Below are 19934 nucleotides of genomic sequence, written 5' to 3' on the forward strand. Positions count from 1 at the left end.
GGGGGCAGACAGCCCCCTCTCCCCGGGTCAGGCGATCCAACCCAGCAGGTTTTCCTCGACCACTTCCATCAGCGCCGCGATATGCGCGTCGTCATCATTGAGGCACGGGACATAGGTGAAGGTCTCACCGCCCGCCTCCTCAAAGGCTTCACGGATCTCGCCGTTGATCTCTTCGAGCGTCTCGATGCAATCCGCCGAAAAAGCGGGCGAGATCACCGCGATGTTCTTCTTGCCGGCCTTGGCGAGTTCCGCCACATGCTCGACCGTGTAGGGGCGCAGCCACTCCTCGGTGCCAAAGACCGACTGGAAAGTCGTGTCGATCGCACCCTTCTCCCAGCCCAGCCGCTCGCGCAGCAGGCGCGAGGTTTTCTGGCATTGGCAATGGTAGGGGTCACCTTCCATCAGGTAACGCTTGGGCATCCCATGATAGGAGGCCACCAGCACGTCGGGCTTCACGTCCAGCGTGGAATAGACACGCTCGACCGAGCCTGCCAGCGCTTCGATATAGCTGGGCCGGTCGAAATACTCGGCTGCCACACGTGCCGCAGGCTGGCGTTTTTGCTTCATCAGGGCGCGGAAGAACTGATCGTTCGCCGTGGCAGAGGTCGCCCCCGCATATTGCGGGTAAAGCGGCAGGAACAGGATCTTCTCGCAGCCTTGCTCGACCATTCGATCGACCACGTCGAAGGTCGACGGGTTCCCGTAGCGCATGCAGTAATCCACGATCACCTCGGCGCCATAGCGTGCCTCGACGGCGCTGCGGAGTTTTGTCACCTGTTGCTTGGTGATCGTCATCAGGGGGCTTTCATTCGCCTCCTCATTCCAGATCAGCTTGTAGTTCGCGCCGCTCGTGAAGGGTCGCTTCATCAGGATGATGAGTTGCAAGAGCGGCTGCCATTTCCACGCCGGATAGTCGATCACGCGCTTGTCCGAGAGAAACTCGTTCAAGTAGCGGCGCATCGACCAATAGTCGGTCGCATCGGGCGTGCCGAGATTGGCGACCAGAAGGCCGATCTTGGCGGGTTTGACGGGCGGGTGGTCAGCGGGGGCATGGGCGAGGCGCGAAGCCGCGTTCTTCGTCATTCTTATCGTCCTGTCTTTCGCTTCCGTGGAACTGCCCCCGACTTATAGCGTTTTGCGCATAGGTCAATGCGACCTATGAAACAGAGACAGAATGGCTTACCTTATTCCCATGGATATTTCGCCGCATCCGACCAAACGTATAGCCCCGCCCCCTCTGGAGCTCCGCAAACACGCTGTTTTCGTCGATTTCGACGGGACGCTGGTCGACATTGCTCCGCGACCGGATGCGATCGTGGTGCCAAGCGGTCTCGCACGCCGGTTGAACCAGCTCCGGGCGAGGATGGACGATGCCTTCGCAGTGGTCTCCGGGCGGTCTCTGCACGAGTTGGAGACATTTCTGACGGGGTTCAATGGTCTGATGATCGGCTCGCACGGAGCCGAAGCGCGCGGCATCGAGCCGCCCTTGGCCCACGCGATCCCCGGCCTGCCCTTCGTACAATCTGAGCTGGCCGCCTTCGCCGCGAGCCGTGGTTTGCTCTACGAGCACAAACCTCATGGCGGCGCGATCCACTACCGTCACGCGCCGGAATCCGCAGAAACAGTGTCTGTTTTTGTCCATCACCTGCTGGAGCGCTCCCCCGGATTCGAGGTCCAACCCGCCAAGATGGCCTATGAGTTACGTCCGGCAGGCGTTTCGAAAGACAAGGCGCTGGCCCGGCTGTGGCAAGAGGCGCAGTTCGCAGACCGCATCCCAGCCTATCTGGGGGATGACAGCACGGATGAGCCCGCCTTGCTTTGGGCGCAGGAAAATGGCGGATTTGGCATCAAGATCGGCGAGGGGGAGAGCGCCGCATGCCACCGGCTTGCGCAGCCCGCAGACGTGCACGCATGGCTCGCGGCGGCAGTGGAGGGATGAGATGGGACGCCTGATCTGTCTTTCGAACCGAATTCCGATGGGTCCGAACCCGTCTGGCGGTCTGGTCGTCGCGGTCGGGGATGCGCTCACAAGCCGCGATGGTCTTTGGATCGGCACTTCGGGCGAGATCAACGATACCCCTGAAGACCAGTTCCGGCCCGTCGAGGGAGGCGCGTTTCAGCGACTGTGCTTCGATCTGACGCCCGAGGAGCAGGCGAATTACTACGACGGTTACGCGAACTCGGTGCTCTGGCCTCTCTTCCATGGGCGCACCGACCTGATGGATATCCGGGCCGAGTTTCTCTCGACCTACAAGGCTGTTAACCGCCGGCTGGCGCGCATGCTGGCCGATGTGATCACGCCCGAAGACCGGATCTGGGTGCATGATTTTCACTTGCTGCCTCTCGCCTATGATCTGCGGCAGATGGGGATACAGAACCGGATCGGCTTTTTCCTGCACACACCCTTCCCGACACCTCTGGCGATGCAAGCTCTGCCAAACGGGTCGGAAATCTGTCAATGGCTTGCGCATTACGACCTGATCGGGTTGCAGGCAGAACGGGACGCGCGCAACTGTATCACGGCCATGGTCGAGATCGGCGGAGCCTCGGAACTGGCGGGCGGCTTTATCCATTTGGCGCCGAGACAGAGCCGAATTGCGGCCTTTCCGATTGCGATCGACGCGGGCGAGTTTTCTGATCTGGCGGCGCGTGAATTCGACAAGCTGCCCTCTGGCATCGTCAAGCCCGAGCGGCGGCTGATGATCGGTGTGGACAGGCTCGATTACACCAAAGGCGTGCCGCAACGCTTCCGGGCCTTCGGTGAATTTCTTGCACGGCACGAGGAGTGGCATCGCCATGTGTCGCTTTTGCAGATCTCGCCGCCGACCCGCGAAGGCGTCGAGGCCTATGACGATATCCGCGAGGAGACAGAGCATCTCTCTGGTCAGATCAACGGGCGGTATGCCGATATTTCATGGGCGCCGATCCGCTTCATTAACCGCCCCATCCCGCGCGAGACCCTCGCGGGGCTCTATCGCGCGGCGGATGTCGGCTTGGTGACGCCGCTCATGGACGGGATGAACCTCGTCGCCAAAGAGTTCATTGCCGCACAGAACCCCGAAGATCCGGGGGTGCTTATGCTGTCGCAATTCGCGGGCGCGGCCGAGCAAATGCCCGAGGCGCTGATCGTGAACCCGCATGACCATGAGCAGATGGCCACGACGATGTTGACCGCGCTGGCCATGCCGCGTGGCGAGCGGCGCGAGCGCTACAGCGCACTTATGACCACCCTGCGCAAAAAGGATGTGCATTGGTGGTCGCGTGGCTACCTGACGGCGCTTGGCTAAAACAGAGCCTATTTCTGCGGAAAATGGAGATTTCAGTGCTCAGGCTTGTCGCCTGCCGGACGCTCGACCGTGCCCAGCGCTTCGGCCAGACGCGCCGCCGCAGAGCCGGGTCGCAGCGGTTTTTGCTGGCTCTCATGCGGTTTCCATCCGGTGAGCCAAACCATGTCGAAACTGGCCCGAACGCGCCCGTCCGGCTCCTGAAAAGTCTCGGAATAGCGGCGCATCGCATCGAGGAAGACGGATTTCCGCGTGAACCGGCGCAGACGCGCGGCCAGTGCGTTGTTCTCGCCCATGGCGCGCAGATCGGACAGGAGCTTGAGCGGCGTTTCATAGGTGACTTTGCGCAGAACCGAGTCCGCGACGGGCAGAGCCAATCCGGAGCGCTGCAACAAACCGCCGAGATCGCGAATCTCACCCATCGGCAGCACGCGCGGGCTCAGGCCCCCAGTCACGGCAGCTTCGGCCTCGGCCAGCGCCGCACGTAGCTCCGAGAGGGTTTGCCCGCCAAACATCACCGCAATGAAAAGCCCGTCCGGGCGCAGTGCACGGGTTGATTGCACGATCTGACCGACCGGATCATTCGCCCAGTGCAGCGCCATCGCATGCACGACAAGATCATACGCGCCCGGTTCGAGGTCCAGAGCCTCGGTATCGGGAACAACCTTGGCTCCGGGGAGGATTTTCAGCCACGGTTCAGGAAAAGCGGTCACGATCGCCGGTGCCGTAAACCTTCTGTTAACCTCGTTCAGCCTTTCCTCAAGTTCCAAGGCCGCGTCCTCGTGCAGGAAAAGCTCGGGACCGGCAGGACGGGATTTTGCCCGGGCGCGCTGGCGCTCGAGGGCTTGGCGGTCGGTCAGAAGGGGCGGCGTGGTCATGATGGGGCTGGACCTTAGAAGGGTTCGCGCGGGGATGCCAGTGGGGATACGCAGCGCGCTGCATATCGTGTTCCCGCCGCGTTGCCTCGCCTGCGGAGAGGCCGTCGGCACCGATCATGGGCTCTGTGGCACCTGTTGGCGCGATGCGCAATTCGTCTCGAACCCATGCTGTGACCGCTGCGGAACCCCGCTTCCCGGTGAGGCAGAACCGGATCAGACCCTATTATGCGACGATTGCCATAGCGACCCGCCGCCGTGGCAACGCGGGCGGACAGCGCTCGTTTACAAGGATACCGGGCGGCGGCTGGTGCTGGCGTTGAAACATGCGGACCGACTTGATCTGGTGACGCCGATGGCCCGCTGGATGGTGCGGGCGGGACAGCCGATCCTCGCGCCAGAAATGATCGTCGCCCCGGTGCCAATCCACCGGCTTCGCCTCCTGAAGCGGCGCTATAACCAATCAGCGTTGCTGGCACAGGTAATAGGGCGCGAAACCGGGCTACGCGTCGAGCCGGAGCTTCTGATCCGACACCGCGCGACTCCGCCGCAGGACGGGCATGACAAGGCGCTGCGGCTGGAGAATGTCGCCGGTTCAATCACCGTGAACCCCCGAAAACAGGCTCTGTTGCAGGATAAAATGGTTCTGTTGATCGACGATGTGATGACCTCGGGCGCGACGCTCCGGGTCACCGCCGAGGCTGCACTAGCGGCAGGTGCCATCTCTGTGTCGGTCCTGACACTGGCACGCGTTGCGAAGAGTGCTTAAATCCCTATAGTCTGCGCGACCAAGGGGATATTCATGCAACGCGTCGAGATTTACACCACCCGAACCTGCCCGTTCTGCATCATGGCCAAACAGCTTTTGCAGCGCAAAGGCGTGAGCTTCGAAGAAACCGATGTCGGTGCCGACCCGTCGCTGCGCGCCGAGATGATGCAACGCGCGAACGGCCGACGTACGGTGCCGCAGATTTTCATCGGCGGCAGCCATGTCGGCGGCTGCGACGACCTGCATGCGCTGGATGCGGCGGGCAAACTTGACGCGCTGCTGGCGGGCTAGGCAATGATCCGTGCGGGCCTCGTTCAACTCTCGGTTTCGGATGATCCGGCAGCAAACCTGCCGGTGACGCTGGCCGCGATCCGCGAGGCCGCAGCGGGGGGCGCGACGTTCGTCCTCACGCCGGAATGCACCAATTGCCTGTCCTCGAGCCGCGAGCATCAGCAAGCGGTATTGCGCCATGAATCCGAGGACGAAACGCTGGCCGCGCTACGGGCGGAAGCAGAGGCCCTCGGCATCTGGCTTCTGATCGGCTCGCTCGCGCTCAAGACTGATGATCGCGATGGTCGTTTCGCCAATCGCTCTTTCATGATCGGGCCGGACGGGCATATCCATGCACGTTACGACAAGATCCACATGTTCGACGTCGATGTCTCGGAAACCGAAAGCTATCGCGAATCCGAGGGCTATCGGCCCGGACGCGCAGCGGTGCTTTGCCAAACCTCTTTTGCCGAGGTTGGCATGGCTGTGTGCTATGATCTGCGCTTTCCGCATCTCTTCCGGCGGCTTGCGCAAGGGGGCGCGTCGATCCTGACGATCCCGGCCGCATTCAACGACACAACTGGCGCCGCCCATTGGGAGGTGCTGCTGCGCGCGCGGGCGATCGAAACCGGGTGTTTCGTGCTCGCGCCCGCGCAATGCGGCGAACACGCGGCCCATCAAGGCCGCCCACGCCGCACCTTTGGCCACTCGCTGGCCGTCGCACCCTGGGGCCAGGTGCTGACGGATGGCGGGACCACCCCGGGGGTGACCTTGGTCGATCTCGATCTCGCCGAGGTTGAGGCGGCACGCGGCCGGGTACCCTCCTTGTTCCATGATCGCGATTTCGAAGGCCCCTGACCCATGTCCGACAACACAGACCCGCTCGCCGCCGCGCTTTTCGCCGAAGTCTTCATGGCCGATCAGCTCGCGCGCAACGTGGTGAGCCGCGCCCTGCCGAAGGGCATGGAGATTTCGCATTTCTCCGTGCTCAATCACCTTGCCCATATCGGCGAGGAACGCACGCCCGCCCAGCTTGCAGCGACGTTTCACGTCACACGCGGGGCGATGACCAACACACTCTCCAAGCTGGAATGGGCGGGCTATGTGCATATTCGTCCAGATTGGGACGATGCGCGCCGCAAATGGGTAGCGATCTCACCGGCGGGTCGTTCGGCGCGCGATGCGGCGCTTTCGGCCTTCATGCCGATCATCGCGGATATCGTGCGCGACATCGGAGCCGAGAAGGTTCGCGCGGCCTTGCCCGTCCTGCGCGAGCTGCGCGCGCGCCTGGAAGACAGCTGACGCCCAAAGGGGGCGCTGCCGCCGATCTGCGGACTCACCCGGAGTATTTCGGGTTTGATGAAAGGGCTTTCACCAAGCCACAAATACGCCTGCCGGAGGCAAGATAGGCTCTATTGCATCGGAAAACGCGAAAAGACCCCGCCGAGTGAACGGCGGGGCAAGGCTGCGCCTGCGGGCGGACCACAGGCACCGGCGGTAAAGAAATTCAGATTGGATCAGTGCAGTTCAGCGCGGATCTGCTGGCGCAGAAGGTCGATCGGCACCTGTTTGCCTTCGCGCTTGAAGTGCCAGTAGGTCCAGCCGTTGCAGGACGGGGCGCCCTCCAGATGAGCGCCGACCTGATGGATCGAGCCCTTCACGTCATTGGCGATCAGCGTGCCATCCGCGCGCACCTTGGCCTTGTTGCGACCATTGATGGAGTAGAGTTCTTCGCCCGGGCGCAGCATGCCGCGTTCGACCAGCTGGCCGAAGGGGATGCGGGGCTCGGCGCGCTTCGACGTGCTGACTTCCAGCGCCTCTTTGTCGAACTTGCGGATCTTGGCGATGCGCTTTTTGGCCACTTCGCGATAGGCTTCTTCGCGTTCGATGCCGATGAACTCACGGCCCAGCATCTTGGCGACGGCGCCCGTGGTGCCGGTCCCGAAGAACGGATCGAGGATCACATCGCCCGGATTGGTGGTGCCGACGATGACGCGGTGCAGCAGCGCTTCGGGCTTTTGGGTCGGATGGGCCTTGTCGCCGTTTTCATCCTTGAGACGCTCGCCGCCATTGCAGATCGGGATTACCCAGTCGGAGCGCATCTGCACACCTTCGTTGAGCGACTTCAGCGCCTCGTAGTTGAAAGTGTATTTCGCGCCTTCGTTCTTCGACGCCCAGATCAGCGTCTCATGGGCGTTGGTCAGGCGCTTGCCGCGGAAGTTCGGCATCGGATTGGATTTGCGCCAAACGACATCGTTGAGGATCCAGAAGCCCTGGTTCTGAAGCTCGGCGCCCATGCGGAACACGTTGTGATAGCTGCCGATCACCCAGATTGCGCCATTCGGCTTGAGGATACGGCGCGCGGCGGCCAGCCATTCATGGGTGAATTTGTCGTAGGAGGCGAAAGACGAGAATTGATCCCAGTGATCGTCGACCGCATCAACCTTGGAATTGTCGGGACGATGCAGGTCGCCACGCAGCTGAAGATTGTAGGGCGGATCCGCAAAAATCAGGTCAACGCTGCCTTCGGGCAGGCTGTTCATGACTTCGATGCAGTCGCCTGCAAGAATCTGGTTGAGCGGCAGCGCCGCCTGCGCCGCGCGGGGTTTCGTCGTGTTCATTTCTGCCTCGTTTTTGCCCGTTCCGGGGTGCCAGCTTTGCGCCGGTCTGTGAGGTCAAAGATGAGTCATTGCCGATTCGCCGTCAAATTCTTTTTTGAATCAATCACTTACGATTTTGTCTTGGCACAAGATATTGTGGACCGGTTTGAACGAACGTCTATGAACGGGGGTCACACCAAGATTTAGAAGGGCGGTCAGATGGTCCTTGGTGGGGTAGCCCGCGTTCTTCTCCCAGTTGTAGCCGGGATACTGTTGCGCCAAATCCACCATGAGCAAATCGCGTGCTTCTTTCGCAAGGATCGAGGCCGCCGCGATGGAGAGTGATTTGCCATCTCCCTTCACAATCGGCTCGGCGGAGATGCCGATCTCCTTCGGAACGCGGTTTCCATCGACGAGCACATGGTCGGGACGGCGCGGCAGACCGGCCACGGCACGGCACATGGCGAGATGGGACGCGTGATAGATATTGAGCGCGTCGATTTCCTCGACGCTCGCATGGGCGACGCACCAATCCGCGCTCGCCTTGATCGCCTCGACCAGCGCACCACGCCGCTTGGCGCTCAGCTTCTTAGAGTCGTTGAGCCCCTCGGGGATAGGACCAGTGAACACAACCGCCGCCGCCGTCACGGGGCCACAAAGCGGGCCGCGGCCTACCTCGTCCACGCCTGCGATGAGCTGAAGGCCGCGCGCCTGCGCCGCCGCCTCGAAGGAGAAATCGGGTTTCGTCGTCATCGGACCGGGATGCCCGTTGCATCCGCGCGATGCAATGAAAAACGCGGGCCGGACTATCCGGCCCGCGCAACTGCCCGAGGTCTTGCTGCCCTTTGCTTAGTGGATTGCGATGCGGAAGCCGCGATCGAGCACGCAGGACTTGCCGTAGACTTTGTCATAGCGACCGTCACGGCCCCGAATGTCGAAGGCGCAATGCGTGGGCAGCGAAACACGCGGCGCTTGTTTGCGCATGCACGAAGCAGAGATGACTTCGCGGGTGCCGCTATGGGTGCGGACACGTTCGACGCAACGGGCGGGCACAAAGCGGTCACGGCGGTCGTCCCAACGGCGATCGTCATAACGGCGGTCATCCCAGCGCCGGTCGCGGTTGTGATCGTCCACCCAGCCGCGCGGACGCGGAGCGGGTGCGGGCGCGGCGCGGCGGTCTCGGTTTTTCTCGGCACTGTCGATGATGAGCGCGAGCGTGCCGATGCCCAAAAGCACGCCCAACGCATCACGCTCTTTCTTGCCCAGCGCGGCGGCAGGCGTTGCGGTTGCACCAAGTGTCGCCAGCGCCACGGCACCGGCTGCGAGGATCGTGGTCAGGCCTTTGAACGAAAAGCGGGTCATGTCGGTATCCTTTGCCATGCGGGACGAAGGCGCCCCTGTTTGCGATGGGACCAGCCTCGGGCGATCCCGCTTTGCCACGCAATATCAGCCGCCTGCTATCGGATATCATCGCGCGTAAACCCCTGTGCTATTGCATAACAAGCGGCTTCCGGCGCAGCTTGGGCGCATGATGAAACAGCTTCTCCTGATCCTCGGGCTCACGCTCGCCTCGGTCCCCGCTCAGGCCGCCTGCTACGCCGATTACAAGGCGAAACAGGATGATCCGCTGCGGCTCCATTATGGGGTGGCCGAGCTGCCTGATAGCGCCTGCTCGCGGCAAGCCGCCGCTCAGGCCCTGCAACCGCGCCTTGCCCGCGAGGGCTGGACGCTGCTGAATATCCTCTCCATCTTTGGTCCCGAAGGTTTGGCCGAAAGGAAAGCCAGTGCCGGGCAGTATTTCCTCCGTTACTAAGACGCTGCGTGCGGGTAACCGGGCGGTGGTCTGGGGGATCGTGGCGATTGCGGCGATCCTCGGGCTGGCGGCGGCGCTGCTCTTCGTCTCGCTGCCGGACGCCAACGCTTTCAACGCACGTGTCGAACGTATCTTTGTCGAGAATGATGCGCTGACCGGACCGGGGGAGATCCGTCTGCTTGAGGTGCTGGCACAATCCGGGACGGCCTTTGCCGAAGTGCTGGCCTCTTATCGCACCATCATCTTTATTCTCCTGATCTTCGCCACGGCGCTTCTGATCACGGCGCTGATCCTCCTGATCCTGTTTGCGGGGCTGAACCGGCGCATGTCCGAGATTCAGCGTGCCGGGATCGAAGTGCAGTCGCTGCGCATCCTGCGGGGCGAGAATGCCGTGCTCTTGAACGACATGGCCTTTACCCTGACCCCGGCCGCCATCGAGACGCTCTCGGTGCTCGCAGAGGCACGGATCGACGATGACATTCTGTCGGGCGCGCAGATCGAAGCAATGATCTCGGGGCGGCCTGAATCCGAGTGTGACGAGGCCGCAGGGGCGACCCGGATCAAGCGGCTGCGCGACGCGATGGGCAATCAGCTTGTCGCCGAACTTCTGATCCGCAACATCGCCCGCAAAGGCTATACGCTGAGCGTTCCGGCGGACCGGCTGCGCGTCGACTGAAACCTCGGTTTCCCTTGCCGGGGGGTAACATGGGCCTTATATGGCGCTTTCCATGTCTTGCCGGGGGGGACCATGATTCCGACACCCTTCTATCTGATCGACGAAGCACGGCTTCGGGACAACATGCGCAAGATCGAGCAGCTTCGGCAACGCTCGGGCGCCAAAGCTCTGCTGGCGCTGAAATGCTTCGCCACTTGGGGCGCTTTCGACATCATGCGCGATTACATGGACGGGACGACCTCCAGCTCGCTGTTCGAATTGCGTCTGGGCCGGGAAAAATTCGGCGAGGAAACCCATGCCTATTCGGTGGCGTGGTCCGATCAGGAAATCGACGAAGCGATTTCCTATGCCGACAAGATCATCTTCAACTCGCTGACGCAGCTCGAACGTTTTGCCGACAAGGCGCAGCATATCGAGCGCGGGCTGCGACTCAATCCGCGTTTCTCGACCAGCGGGTTCGATCTGGCCGATCCGGCACGCCCTTTCTCGCGGCTCGGCGAATGGAATCTGGACCGGCTGCACCACGCGCTGCCGCTCATTTCCGGCGTGATGATTCACTACAATTGCGAGAACAGCGATTTCGACCTGTTCGATCAGCAACTTTCGAGGATCGAAACCGATTTCGGGCCGATCATCGAACGGCTGAAATGGGTGAGCCTTGGCGGCGGCATCCATTTTACTGGCGAAGGCTATCCGCTGGACCGCCTCGCCGACCGGCTCAAGGCGTTTTCGGAACGTTTCAGCGTGCAGGTCTTCCTCGAACCCGGCGAGGCCTCGATCACGCAGACGACGACCCTTGAGGTCTCGGTGCTCGACATTCTCGATAACGGCAAGCAGATCGCCATCGTCGACAGCTCGACCGAGGCGCATATGCTCGACCTGCTGATCTACCGCGAGACTGCCAAGTTCCCGCAAAGCGGCGCGCATCGCTACCAGATCGCGGGCAAGACCTGTCTGGCCGGCGACATCTTCGGTGAAGCAGCCTTTGATGCGCCCCTCGAAATCGGCTCGCGCGTCTCGATCCCCGATGCCGCCGGTTACACGATGGTCAAGAAGAACTGGTTCAATGGCGTGAACATGCCCGCCATCGCCATCCGCCAACAGGACGGCACCATCCGCCCCGTCCGCGAATTCACCTATGAGGATTACCTCTCCTCATTGTCCTGAGGGTTAAAAGCCCCCTTCCCCTGTCGAGAGAAAAGGAGACAGCCGAAGTGAAAAAGAACGTGCTCATCATCGGTGCCGGTGGCGTGGCGCAAGTCGTCGCCCATAAATGCGCGCAGAATAACGATGTGCTGGGAAACCTGCATATCGCTTCGCGCACCCGATCGAAATGCGATGCGATCATCGAGAGCGTTCACGAGAAGAACGCGATGAAAGTGCCGGGCACGTTCGAGGGTCATGCGGTGGACGCAACCGATACCACCGCCGTCGCCGCGCTGATCCGCGAGACCGGGGCGGAAATCGTCATCAACGTGGGCTCTGCCTTCGTGAACATGTATGTGCTCGATGCCTGCATCGAGACCGGAGCGGCCTATATCGACACTGCCATCCATGAAGAGCCCGACAAGATCTGCGAAGCGCCGCCTTGGTATGCCAACTACGAGTGGAAGAAGCGCGATCTGTGCGCCGAGAAGGGCGTGACCGCGATCCTTGGCGCGGGCTTCGATCCAGGCGTCGTGAACGCCTATGCGCGCCTCGCCATCGACATGATGGACGAGGTGAAGTCGATCGACATCGTCGATATCAATTCCGGCTCGCACGGCAAGTATTTCGCGACCAATTTCGACCCCGAGATCAACTTCCGCGAATTCACCGGCACCGTCTATTACTGGGAAGACCAGACGTGGAAGGAACTCTCAATGTTCGAGAGTGGCCGCACCTGGGATCTGCCTGTGGTCGGCCCGTCCAAGGCCTATCAGTCGGGCCATGACGAGGTGCATTCGCTCGCGACCAACTACCCGCAGGCCGATGTGCGCTTCTGGATGGGCTTTGGCGATCACTACATCAACGTGTTCACCGTGCTGAAGAACCTTGGCCTGCTGTCCGAGCAACCGGTGACGACCGCCGAGGGGCTTGAGGTCGTGCCGCTCAAGGTGGTCAAGGCCGTGCTGCCCGACCCGGCCAGCCTCGCGCCGAACTATACTGGCAAGACCTGCATCGGCGATCTGGTGAAGGGCACCAAGGACGGCAAGGAGTTCGAGGTTTTCGTCTACAACGTGGCCGATCACAAAGAGGCCTATCTCGAAGTCGGCTCGCAGGGGATTTCCTATACTGCGGGCGTGCCGCCGGTCGCCGCCGCGATGCTGGTTGCCACCGGTGAATGGGATGCAAAGACCATGAAGAACGTCGAAGAGCTGGACCCGAAACCGTTCCTCACCATCCTCGACCGGATCGGCCTTCCGACCCGGATTCAGGTCGGTGGTCTGGGCGGCGAAGACAAGCCTTGGAACGAATGATCCCGACGAAATAACCCAAAAGGCCCGCCTCACTGGCGGGCCTTTTTCTTGGACGGTATTGGTGCAGGTGGTGACCCCGACAGGATTTGAACCTGTAACCTGCCCCTTAGGAGGGGGCTGCTCTATCCAGTTGAGCCACGGGGCCACGCGCTCTTAATGCGGAGAAATTTCCGCCTGCGCAAGCCGCGGCGTTTGGCGTGGTCGGACAGATGATCTTGGAGAAATAGAAAAGGGGAAGCGTTTTGGCCCACCGCTTCCCCTTTCTGGGACCGTTTCCGCGATCGGAGTCTACACGCGGGACCGGTTCTGTCAGGGAAGGGATTGTTCGGTTTCTGGCCCCCTCCCGTTACCGCTAACATAGCGATTCTCTAGCGCTTGCGCAAGGGAAACTTTTAGCGCTAAACCTGAAGAAAAGCTGAAAGGTCCACACCCGTGTCCAGACCCCCGATCGAAACTCGCCGCCCGTTGACGCTTCGTGACGTATCCGAAGCTTCGGGCGTTTCCGAAATGACGGTCAGCCGGGTGCTGCGCAATCGCGGCGATGTCTCAGAGGCGACGCGCGAGAAGGTGCTCGAGGCGGCGAAGTCGCTCGGCTACGTGCCCAACAAGATCGCGGGCGCGCTGGCCTCGCAGCGGGTGAACCTTGTTGGCGTCATCATCCCGTCTCTCTCGAACCTCGTTTTTCCCGAGGTGCTGTCGGGGATTTCGGCAGAGCTGGAGGACACTGGCCTTCAACCCGTTGTGGGCGTGACGAACTACTCGCCCGAGAAGGAAGAGGCGGTTCTATACGAAATGCTGTCCTGGCGCCCCTCTGGGGTGATTATCGCCGGGCTCGAACACACGGAGGCAGCGCGGGCGATGCTTGAGAATGCGGGCGTTCCGATTGTCGAGATCATGGATGTCGACGGTCAAGGCGTCGACTCTGTCGTGGGCATCTCGCATCGCCGCGCGGGACTGCACATGGCCGAGGCGATCATCGCGGCGGGCTATCGCCGGATCGGCTTCCTCGGCACCAAGATGCCCGAGGACCACCGTGCCCGGAAACGCTACGACGGCTTCAAGGAGGGGCTTGCGGAGGCCGGGATCACACTGGCCGACGAGGAGTTCTATCAGGGTGGCTCTGCGCTGGCGAAGGGCCGCGAGATGACCGAAACGATCCTGAGGCGGACGCCGGACCTCGACTTCCTCTACTACTCGAACGACATGATCGGCGCCGGTGGCCTCTTGTGGTGCCTCGACAACGGGATCGACGTGCCGGGACGGATCGGGCTGGCCGGCTTCAATGGCGTTGACTTGCTCGAAGGTCTGTCGGTGCGCCTTGCCACGATGGATGCCTGTCGGCGCGAAATCGGACGCAAAGCCGCCGAGATCATTGCCGGGCGCCCCCATCAGGGGCTGATTGGCGGCGAGGTCATCGAGCTGGAACCGGTGCTGGAGCTTGGCGATACGATCCGCAAGGGCTAAGCGCGCTCAGCGCTTGGCGCCCCAACTCACCGAGGCGTATTGGCGGGTGTAAAACTCGCCCATGAGGCCGATCATCATCAGTGCAAGCCCGACATAGAGCGGATACTGCCACGACGAAAAATGCGGGTTATAGTTGATGAAGGTGAAGCCGCGCGCCTGATCGATGGTGTGAAAGAGCGGGTTCCAGTCAAACAGCACGAGCATCTTGTGGGGCAACGTATTGGCGACGAACATCTTACCCGAGGCGATCATGTTGGCGCGGCTGTAAACCTGCTGGATGACGCCGACAACATCGGGCGCCCAGGGCTTCGCGGCGAGGCACACCATGCCGATTGCCGCCCCCGTGAACCATGACAACAGGATCATCGCCAACGCGCCGATCCAGTCGTAAATCTCGATATGCGTAAAGGCGACGTGGTAGATGGTCAGCACCACGATCACCGAGAGCAACTGGATGTAAAGTGAGCCAAGCGCCGCCGCCGTGATCGAGACCGCCGTCGTCATCGGCGCGTGTTTCATCATCGCAGAGGTCGAGCTTTCCGAACCGAACACCGCGCCCAGCGCCTTGGTGTGGGTCATGAACAGGAAAATTCCGCTCATCACATAGAGCAGGAAGTCCCCCCGCAACGCGCTGCCACGCAGGCCGAGAACGCCGAACATGATGTAGAAGGTCAGCACCAGAAGCATGGTCTGGAACATGTTCATGATCAGGCCGAACAGCGCGTTCCCGTGCGACTTTCGGATCGAGCGCACCGTCGCATGATAGATCAACTCCAGCAGGCTGAAGGTCGATCCGATCGTGCTGTTGCTGCGCTCTGCTCTGAACATGGTCCTGCCAAACCGGGCTTACACAGAAATTACCGGGTGAATCTTGCCGTTCCCTTGATGGCGCATCATAAGTGGAGACTGGTTTCATAGCAATTGCGCCTGTCTGTGCGGCGCAGATCGGAGAGAGTGATGGATTTCGAACGCCTCGAACGCGTCATGCGCAAGCTGGCCCTCGAAGCTGGCGACAAGATCATGGAGATCTACAATTCGCCGGATTTCGAAGTGAAATCCAAGTCCGACAATTCGCCGGTGACCGAAGCCGATGAAGCCGCTGACGCGCTTATCTCGGCAGGGCTGCGCGCGGAATTCCCCGATGTCGCCCTCGTCACCGAAGAGCAAGCCGCAAGCCACGGGCAAGCTGTTTCCACCTTCCTGATTGTCGATCCGCTGGATGGCACCAAGGAATTCGTTCAGCGCCGGGGCGATTTCACGGTGAATATCGCCTATGTTGAAAACGGCGTTCCGCTGCGTGGGATCGTCTATGCGCCGGCCAAGGGGCGCCTGTTCTACACCACTGCCGATAGCCGTTCGGTCGAGGAACAAGGGGCTGATTTCCACAAGGACGCCGCGGGCGAGCAAAAACCGATCTCGGTTTCGGTGCCGGACAATCGCGGGTTGATGGTTGTCGCGTCGAAATCGCACCGCGATCAGGCGACCGATGACTATATCGGCCAATATGCCGTGAGCGACATGACCTCGGCGGGCTCATCCCTGAAGTTCTGCCTCGTTGCAACGGGAGAGGCGGATCTTTATCCGCGGCTTGGGCGCACGATGGAGTGGGACACGGCCGCAGGCGATGCGGTGCTGCGTGGTGCGGGAGGTGAGGTCGTGCGCTTTGATGACCACACCACCTTCACCTATGGCAAGCCCGGCTTCGAGAACCCCTTCTTCATCGCCTATGCGCCCGGCGTGCTTCTGGTGAAATGATGTCGGTTCTGATCGTCATCCCCGCGCGCTACGGCTCTACCCGTTACGAAGGCAAACCGTTGGTGCCGCTGACCGGCGCGACCGGCATCAAGAAAACCCTGATCGAGCGCAGCTGGGACGCGGCGATGACGGTGAACTGTGCGAGCCGCGTTGTGGTTGCGACCGATGACGACCGCATCCGGCTTGAAGCTGAGCGTTTTGGCGCCGAAGTCGTTATGACCTCTGACGCCTGCAAGAACGGTACCGAGCGCTGCGCGGAAGCGGTCGCCAATCTGGGCGAGAGTTTCGAAATCGTGGTGAACCTGCAAGGCGATGCGCCGCTCACGCCCGCATGGTTCATTGAGGATCTCGTCGAAGGTCTGCGCCAGAACCCTTGGGCGGAACTGGCCACGCCGGTGTTGCGCTGCGAGGGCGAAATGCTCGCAAGCCTGCGCGAGGATCGGCATCACGGGCGCGTCGGCGGCACAACGGCTGTTTTCGGTGCAGGTAACCGGGGGCTCTATTTCTCGAAAGAGGTTATCCCCTATACCGGGCAGAGCTACCTCCCGCATGAACCGACACCGGTCTTTCACCATGTGGGCGTCTATGCCTACCGGCCCGACACACTGGCCGATTATGCGACATGGCCGGTGGGGCCGCTCGAAACGCTTGAAGGCCTCGAACAGCTTCGCTTCCTCGAAAATGGCCGCGCAGTGCTGTGCACCGAGGTCGAGGCGCGCGGGCGTCAGTTCTGGGAACTGAACAACCCCTCCGACGTGGCCCGGATCGAGGCGATGATGGCCGAGATGGCGCTCCCCTGACGAAAATTCCCCGTTCGGGAGTCATGGAATCGTTATAGATTCACGTAAAAATGTGACTCGATGCCCCAATCCTTGGGCAATCGGGCCGCATTCGTGGGAAACCGCCGATTGCTGCGTGGCGCGGTGGTATACTCCTTGAGGATATATGCCCGCGCAGCTTACAATGACGGCAATGCACAATATCTGTGCGCCTCTAACGAGATAGGTGATGAATGAAACGCAAGGTCACCAAGGCAATCTTCCCGGTCGCTGGCCTCGGAACCCGGTTCCTTCCTGCAACCAAGTCGATTCCCAAGGAAATCCTGACGCTGGTCGACCGCCCGCTGATCCAATATGCGATCGACGAGGCCCGCGCCGCCGGTATCAAGGAGTTCATCTTCGTCACCTCGCGCGGGAAATCCGCGCTTGAGGATTATTTCGACGACGCCCCCGAGCTGGAGCGTGCGCTGCGCAAGAAGAACAAGACCGACCTTCTCGACACCCTGCAAACGACCAACATGGATTCGGGCGCCATTGCCTATGTCCGTCAGAACCGCGCCCTCGGTCTGGGCCATGCGGTTTGGTGTGCGCGCAAGCTTGTTGCGAACGAACCGTTCGCCGTGATTCTGACCGATGACGTGATCGCTGCCGAGAAGCCCTGCCTCGAACAGATGATGGAAGCCTATGCGGAGACCGGCGGCAACGTGGTCGCGGCGATGGAAGTGCCGCATGAGAAGACCTCGTCCTATGGCGTGCTCGATGTCTCGGAGGACATGGGCTCCATGGTCAAGGTGAAGGGAATGGTCGAAAAACCCAAGGCCGAGGACGCCCCTTCGAATCTCGCAGTGATCGGGCGCTATATCCTGACGCCGAACATCATGCGCAACCTGAACAAGATGAAGCAGGGCGCTGGCGGAGAGATCCAGCTGACCGACGCCATTGCCGAGGAAATCAGCGCCGGCAACCCGGTTTATGGCTACCGCTTCCGCGGGCAGCGCTATGACTGCGGCTCGAAAGCGGGCTTCCTGCAGGCGACGGTGGCCTTTGGCCTTGCGCGCGAGGATCTGCGCGATGAGTTCTCGGAGTATCTGGGCGACCTGATGGCAATGCGCACGGCGGCCGAATAAGGCCGGGACGCGCGCTGACATGGCAAAACACGTCCTGGTAACAGGTGGAGCCGGGTATATTGGCTCGCATGCCTGCAAGGCTTTGCAGGCGGCGGGCTATGTGCCCGTCACCTATGACAGCTTTGTCACCGGCTGGCGCGAAGCCGTAAAATTCGGCCCGCTCGAAGAGGGCGAATTGTCCGACCGCGCACGTCTCGACGAGGTGTTCGCGAAATGGCAGCCCGTCGCGGTCATGCATTTCGCCGCGCTGAGCCTTGTCGGCGAGTCGATGCAGAACCCAGGCAAATACTGGCGCGAGAACGTGCTCGCCTCGCTGACACTGATCGAGGCGGCTTGCGCGGCGGGCTGTCTCGACTTCGTGTTCTCGTCGACCTGCGCGACCTATGGCGATCAGGATGGCGTGGTTCTGGATGAAGCCACGCGCCAGATGCCGATCAACGCATATGGCGGCTCCAAACGTGCCATCGAGGATATGCTGCGCGATTTCGGGGCGAGTCACGGGCTGCGCTCTGTGATCTTCCGCTACTTCAATGTGGCGGGCGCCGACCCGGAGGCCGAGGTCGGTGAGCAGCACGTTCCAGAGACCCATCTGATCCCGCTGATGCTGGATGCGATTGCGGGAAAGCGGTCGGCGCTGACTGTGTTCGGCTCCGACTATCCGACGCCCGATGGCACCTGCATCCGCGACTATGTGCATGTCTCGGACCTCGTCGACGCGCATGTGCTCGGTCTGAAGTGGCTCGAAGCGGGCAAGGACTCATCAGTGTTTTGTCTTGGCTCGGGTAACGGCTTCTCGGTCCGCGAGGTGATTGCCCGATCGCGCGACGTGACCAATCAAGAGGTTCCGATCATCGAAGGGGCGCGCCGACCCGGCGACGCCGCGAAGCTGGTGTCCGGCTCTCATCGCGCGGTGACTGAGCTTGGCTGGCAGCCGAAACGCTCTGATCTCAGGACGATGATTACCGACGCATGGCGCTGGCATCAAACGCCTGACTATGAAAGATAGCCCCGAGAGGGGTTTGCAATGCCGCATCGGTCGGAGCTTTGGACGGCGATCAGGCTACGCGTGAAGCGGCGCTATCTGCTTGCGCGGGCGATCCGGCGGCGGCGGCACCTGACCCGGCTCGCGGACAACACCAAGACGATCCGGCCCGACGACATCCTGCTGTTCTGCACGATCCGCAACGAGTTTCCGCGGCTGGCCCATTTTCTGGCCCATTATCGGCGGCTTGGGGTGCGACATTTCCTGATCGTGGACAATGGCAGCACCGATGGCGGGGTCGATTTTCTGCGCGCGCAGCCCGATGTTTCCCTCTGGCAAACCGCCCGAAGCTATCGCGGGTCGCGCTTTGGGATGGACTGGCTGAACTGGCTTCTGATGCGCTACGGCAGCGGGCATTGGTGCGTGACCGTCGATGCAGATGAGTTGCTGATCTATCCCGACCACGAAAGCCGCCCCCTTCCGGACCTGACCCGCTGGCTCGACACGCGAGGCGTGCCGATGATGGCGGCGATGATGCTGGATATGTACCCGCAGGGGCGGCTCTCCGAGGCCGAATGCCCCCCCGGCAATGATCCCATCGCGGCTCTCGGCTGGTTCGATCCGGACGGCTACACGTGGGAATGGCAACCCCGCTTTCGTAACATTTCGATCCGGGGAGGGCCGCGCAAACGGACGTTCTTTGCAGACCGGCCCGAGGATGCGCCGCATCTGCATAAGACCCCGTTGATCCGCTGGCACTGGCGCTACGCCTATGTCAGCTCAACCCATATCGCGCTGCCGCGGCGGCTGAACGCGGGCTTCGATTCCCGGACCGAAATGCCGACCGGCGTTCTGTTGCATACGAAATTTCTCGATCAGGTCATCGACAAATCGCGCGAAGAAAAGCAACGGCGCGAGCATTTCACCCATGCCGAACGTTACGACGGTTATTATGATCGGATCATCGCGGACCCGGTGCTGTGGTCGCCGAGTTCTGCACCCTTCGTGGATGCCGCATCCGTCGAGCGCCACGGGCTCATGCAACGCGGGGCGTGGCGTTAACCGATACCGTTTCGGCTAT

The 19934-nt window shown here is 61.6% G+C and carries 22 protein-coding genes and 1 tRNA gene; 16 read left to right on the top strand and 7 right to left on the bottom strand.

What is annotated here, in order from left to right; all coding sequences use genetic code 11:
- Positions 1–27: 27 nt before the first annotated feature.
- On the bottom strand, positions 28–1083 hold the full coding sequence (gene hemH, locus P0X85_RS07900; RefSeq protein ID WP_275811224.1) for a ferrochelatase: 1056 nt from the start codon (positions 1081–1083) through the stop codon (positions 28–30).
- A gap of 91 nt (positions 1084–1174) precedes the next feature.
- Here hemH and otsB point away from each other — a divergent pair, with 91 nt between their 5' ends.
- A complete protein-coding gene (otsB, locus tag P0X85_RS07905) occupies positions 1175–1939 on the top strand; it encodes a trehalose-phosphatase (RefSeq protein WP_275811227.1) in 765 nt (254 codons plus the stop codon).
- Position 1940: 1 nt separating this feature from the next.
- A complete protein-coding gene (locus P0X85_RS07910) occupies positions 1941–3287 on the top strand; it encodes an alpha,alpha-trehalose-phosphate synthase (UDP-forming) (RefSeq protein WP_275811230.1) in 1347 nt (448 codons plus the stop codon).
- Between the two features lie 32 nt (positions 3288–3319).
- Here P0X85_RS07910 and P0X85_RS07915 read toward each other — a convergent pair whose 3' ends face one another.
- Entirely contained in the window at positions 3320–4162 is an 843-nt protein-coding gene (locus P0X85_RS07915) for a methyltransferase domain-containing protein (RefSeq protein WP_275811233.1), read from the bottom strand.
- A gap of 40 nt (positions 4163–4202) precedes the next feature.
- On the opposite strand from P0X85_RS07915, the gene P0X85_RS07920 reads away from it, so the two are divergent.
- From P0X85_RS07920 to P0X85_RS07935, 4 genes are read left to right on the top strand one after another with little or no spacing between them, the layout of a single operon-like run.
- The gene (locus P0X85_RS07920) at positions 4203–4928 is read left to right on the top strand and encodes a ComF family protein (protein WP_275811235.1); all 726 of its coding nucleotides are present in this window, start codon (positions 4203–4205) and stop codon (positions 4926–4928) included.
- 33 nt (positions 4929–4961) lie between these two features.
- Positions 4962–5219: a glutaredoxin 3 gene (gene grxC, locus P0X85_RS07925; protein ID WP_275811238.1), complete on the top strand. Its 258-nt coding sequence runs from the start codon at positions 4962–4964 to the stop codon at positions 5217–5219.
- Between the two features lie 6 nt (positions 5220–5225).
- Positions 5226–6056, top strand: coding sequence for a carbon-nitrogen hydrolase family protein (locus P0X85_RS07930; protein ID WP_275811496.1), 831 nt, complete (start codon positions 5226–5228; stop codon positions 6054–6056).
- Between the two features lie 3 nt (positions 6057–6059).
- Positions 6060–6500: a MarR family winged helix-turn-helix transcriptional regulator gene (locus P0X85_RS07935; RefSeq protein WP_275811240.1), complete on the top strand. Its 441-nt coding sequence runs from the start codon at positions 6060–6062 to the stop codon at positions 6498–6500.
- A gap of 215 nt (positions 6501–6715) precedes the next feature.
- On the opposite strand, the gene P0X85_RS07940 is transcribed toward P0X85_RS07935, so the two are convergent.
- From P0X85_RS07940 to P0X85_RS07950, 3 genes are all read right to left on the bottom strand, one after another.
- Positions 6716–7819, bottom strand: a complete 1104-nt coding sequence (locus tag P0X85_RS07940; protein WP_275811243.1) for a site-specific DNA-methyltransferase — start codon at positions 7817–7819, stop codon at positions 6716–6718.
- A gap of 99 nt (positions 7820–7918) precedes the next feature.
- A complete protein-coding gene (locus P0X85_RS07945) occupies positions 7919–8551 on the bottom strand; it encodes a ribonuclease HII (RefSeq protein WP_275811246.1) in 633 nt (210 codons plus the stop codon).
- Positions 8552–8647: 96 nt separating this feature from the next.
- A complete protein-coding gene (locus P0X85_RS07950; RefSeq protein WP_275811249.1) occupies positions 8648–9160 on the bottom strand; it encodes a hypothetical protein in 513 nt (170 codons plus the stop codon).
- Positions 9161–9329: 169 nt separating this feature from the next.
- Between P0X85_RS07950 and P0X85_RS07955 the strand changes: the two genes are divergently transcribed.
- From P0X85_RS07955 to P0X85_RS07970, 4 genes are all read left to right on the top strand, one after another.
- Entirely contained in the window at positions 9330–9611 is a 282-nt protein-coding gene (locus P0X85_RS07955; RefSeq protein WP_420851805.1) for a hypothetical protein, read from the top strand.
- Positions 9583–10287, top strand: coding sequence for a winged helix-turn-helix domain-containing protein (locus P0X85_RS07960; RefSeq protein WP_275811255.1), 705 nt, complete (start codon positions 9583–9585; stop codon positions 10285–10287). The genes P0X85_RS07955 and P0X85_RS07960 overlap by 29 nt, the downstream gene beginning before the upstream one ends.
- Before the next feature lie 72 nt (positions 10288–10359).
- Positions 10360–11454: a carboxynorspermidine decarboxylase gene (gene nspC, locus P0X85_RS07965; protein ID WP_275811258.1), complete on the top strand. Its 1095-nt coding sequence runs from the start codon at positions 10360–10362 to the stop codon at positions 11452–11454.
- A gap of 47 nt (positions 11455–11501) precedes the next feature.
- The gene (locus P0X85_RS07970) at positions 11502–12746 is read left to right on the top strand and encodes a saccharopine dehydrogenase family protein (RefSeq protein WP_275811261.1); all 1245 of its coding nucleotides are present in this window, start codon (positions 11502–11504) and stop codon (positions 12744–12746) included.
- Between the two features lie 68 nt (positions 12747–12814).
- Here the strand turns inward: P0X85_RS07970 and P0X85_RS07975 are convergent.
- Positions 12815–12891 (bottom strand) — tRNA-Arg (locus tag P0X85_RS07975).
- 287 nt (positions 12892–13178) lie between these two features.
- On the opposite strand from P0X85_RS07975, the gene P0X85_RS07980 reads away from it, so the two are divergent.
- Entirely contained in the window at positions 13179–14210 is a 1032-nt protein-coding gene (locus P0X85_RS07980; protein ID WP_275811264.1) for a LacI family DNA-binding transcriptional regulator, read from the top strand.
- 6 nt (positions 14211–14216) lie between these two features.
- On the opposite strand, the gene P0X85_RS07985 is transcribed toward P0X85_RS07980, so the two are convergent.
- The gene (locus tag P0X85_RS07985; protein ID WP_275811266.1) at positions 14217–15038 is read right to left on the bottom strand and encodes an ABC transporter permease; all 822 of its coding nucleotides are present in this window, start codon (positions 15036–15038) and stop codon (positions 14217–14219) included.
- A gap of 129 nt (positions 15039–15167) precedes the next feature.
- On the opposite strand from P0X85_RS07985, the gene cysQ reads away from it, so the two are divergent.
- The 5 genes from cysQ (at position 15168) to P0X85_RS08010 (ending at position 19915) form a co-directional block, all read left to right on the top strand.
- Positions 15168–15965: a 3'(2'),5'-bisphosphate nucleotidase CysQ gene (gene cysQ / locus P0X85_RS07990; RefSeq protein WP_275811269.1), complete on the top strand. Its 798-nt coding sequence runs from the start codon at positions 15168–15170 to the stop codon at positions 15963–15965.
- The gene (locus tag P0X85_RS07995; protein WP_275811272.1) at positions 15965–16765 is read left to right on the top strand and encodes a 3-deoxy-manno-octulosonate cytidylyltransferase; all 801 of its coding nucleotides are present in this window, start codon (positions 15965–15967) and stop codon (positions 16763–16765) included. Before cysQ ends, P0X85_RS07995 begins: the two co-directional genes overlap by 1 nt.
- Positions 16766–16977: 212 nt before the next feature.
- On the top strand, positions 16978–17871 hold the full coding sequence (gene galU / locus P0X85_RS08000) for a UTP--glucose-1-phosphate uridylyltransferase GalU (RefSeq protein ID WP_275811274.1): 894 nt from the start codon (positions 16978–16980) through the stop codon (positions 17869–17871).
- Between the two features lie 19 nt (positions 17872–17890).
- The gene (gene galE / locus P0X85_RS08005) at positions 17891–18877 is read left to right on the top strand and encodes a UDP-glucose 4-epimerase GalE (protein WP_275811277.1); all 987 of its coding nucleotides are present in this window, start codon (positions 17891–17893) and stop codon (positions 18875–18877) included.
- Positions 18878–18895: 18 nt separating this feature from the next.
- The gene (locus P0X85_RS08010) at positions 18896–19915 is read left to right on the top strand and encodes a glycosyltransferase family 2 protein (RefSeq protein WP_275811280.1); all 1020 of its coding nucleotides are present in this window, start codon (positions 18896–18898) and stop codon (positions 19913–19915) included.
- The last annotated feature ends 19 nt before the right edge of the window (positions 19916–19934 follow it).

The sequence above is a fragment of the Pseudothioclava nitratireducens genome (assembly GCF_029210495.1).
GTDB classification, from domain to species: Bacteria; Pseudomonadota; Alphaproteobacteria; order Rhodobacterales; family Rhodobacteraceae; genus Pseudothioclava; species Pseudothioclava nitratireducens.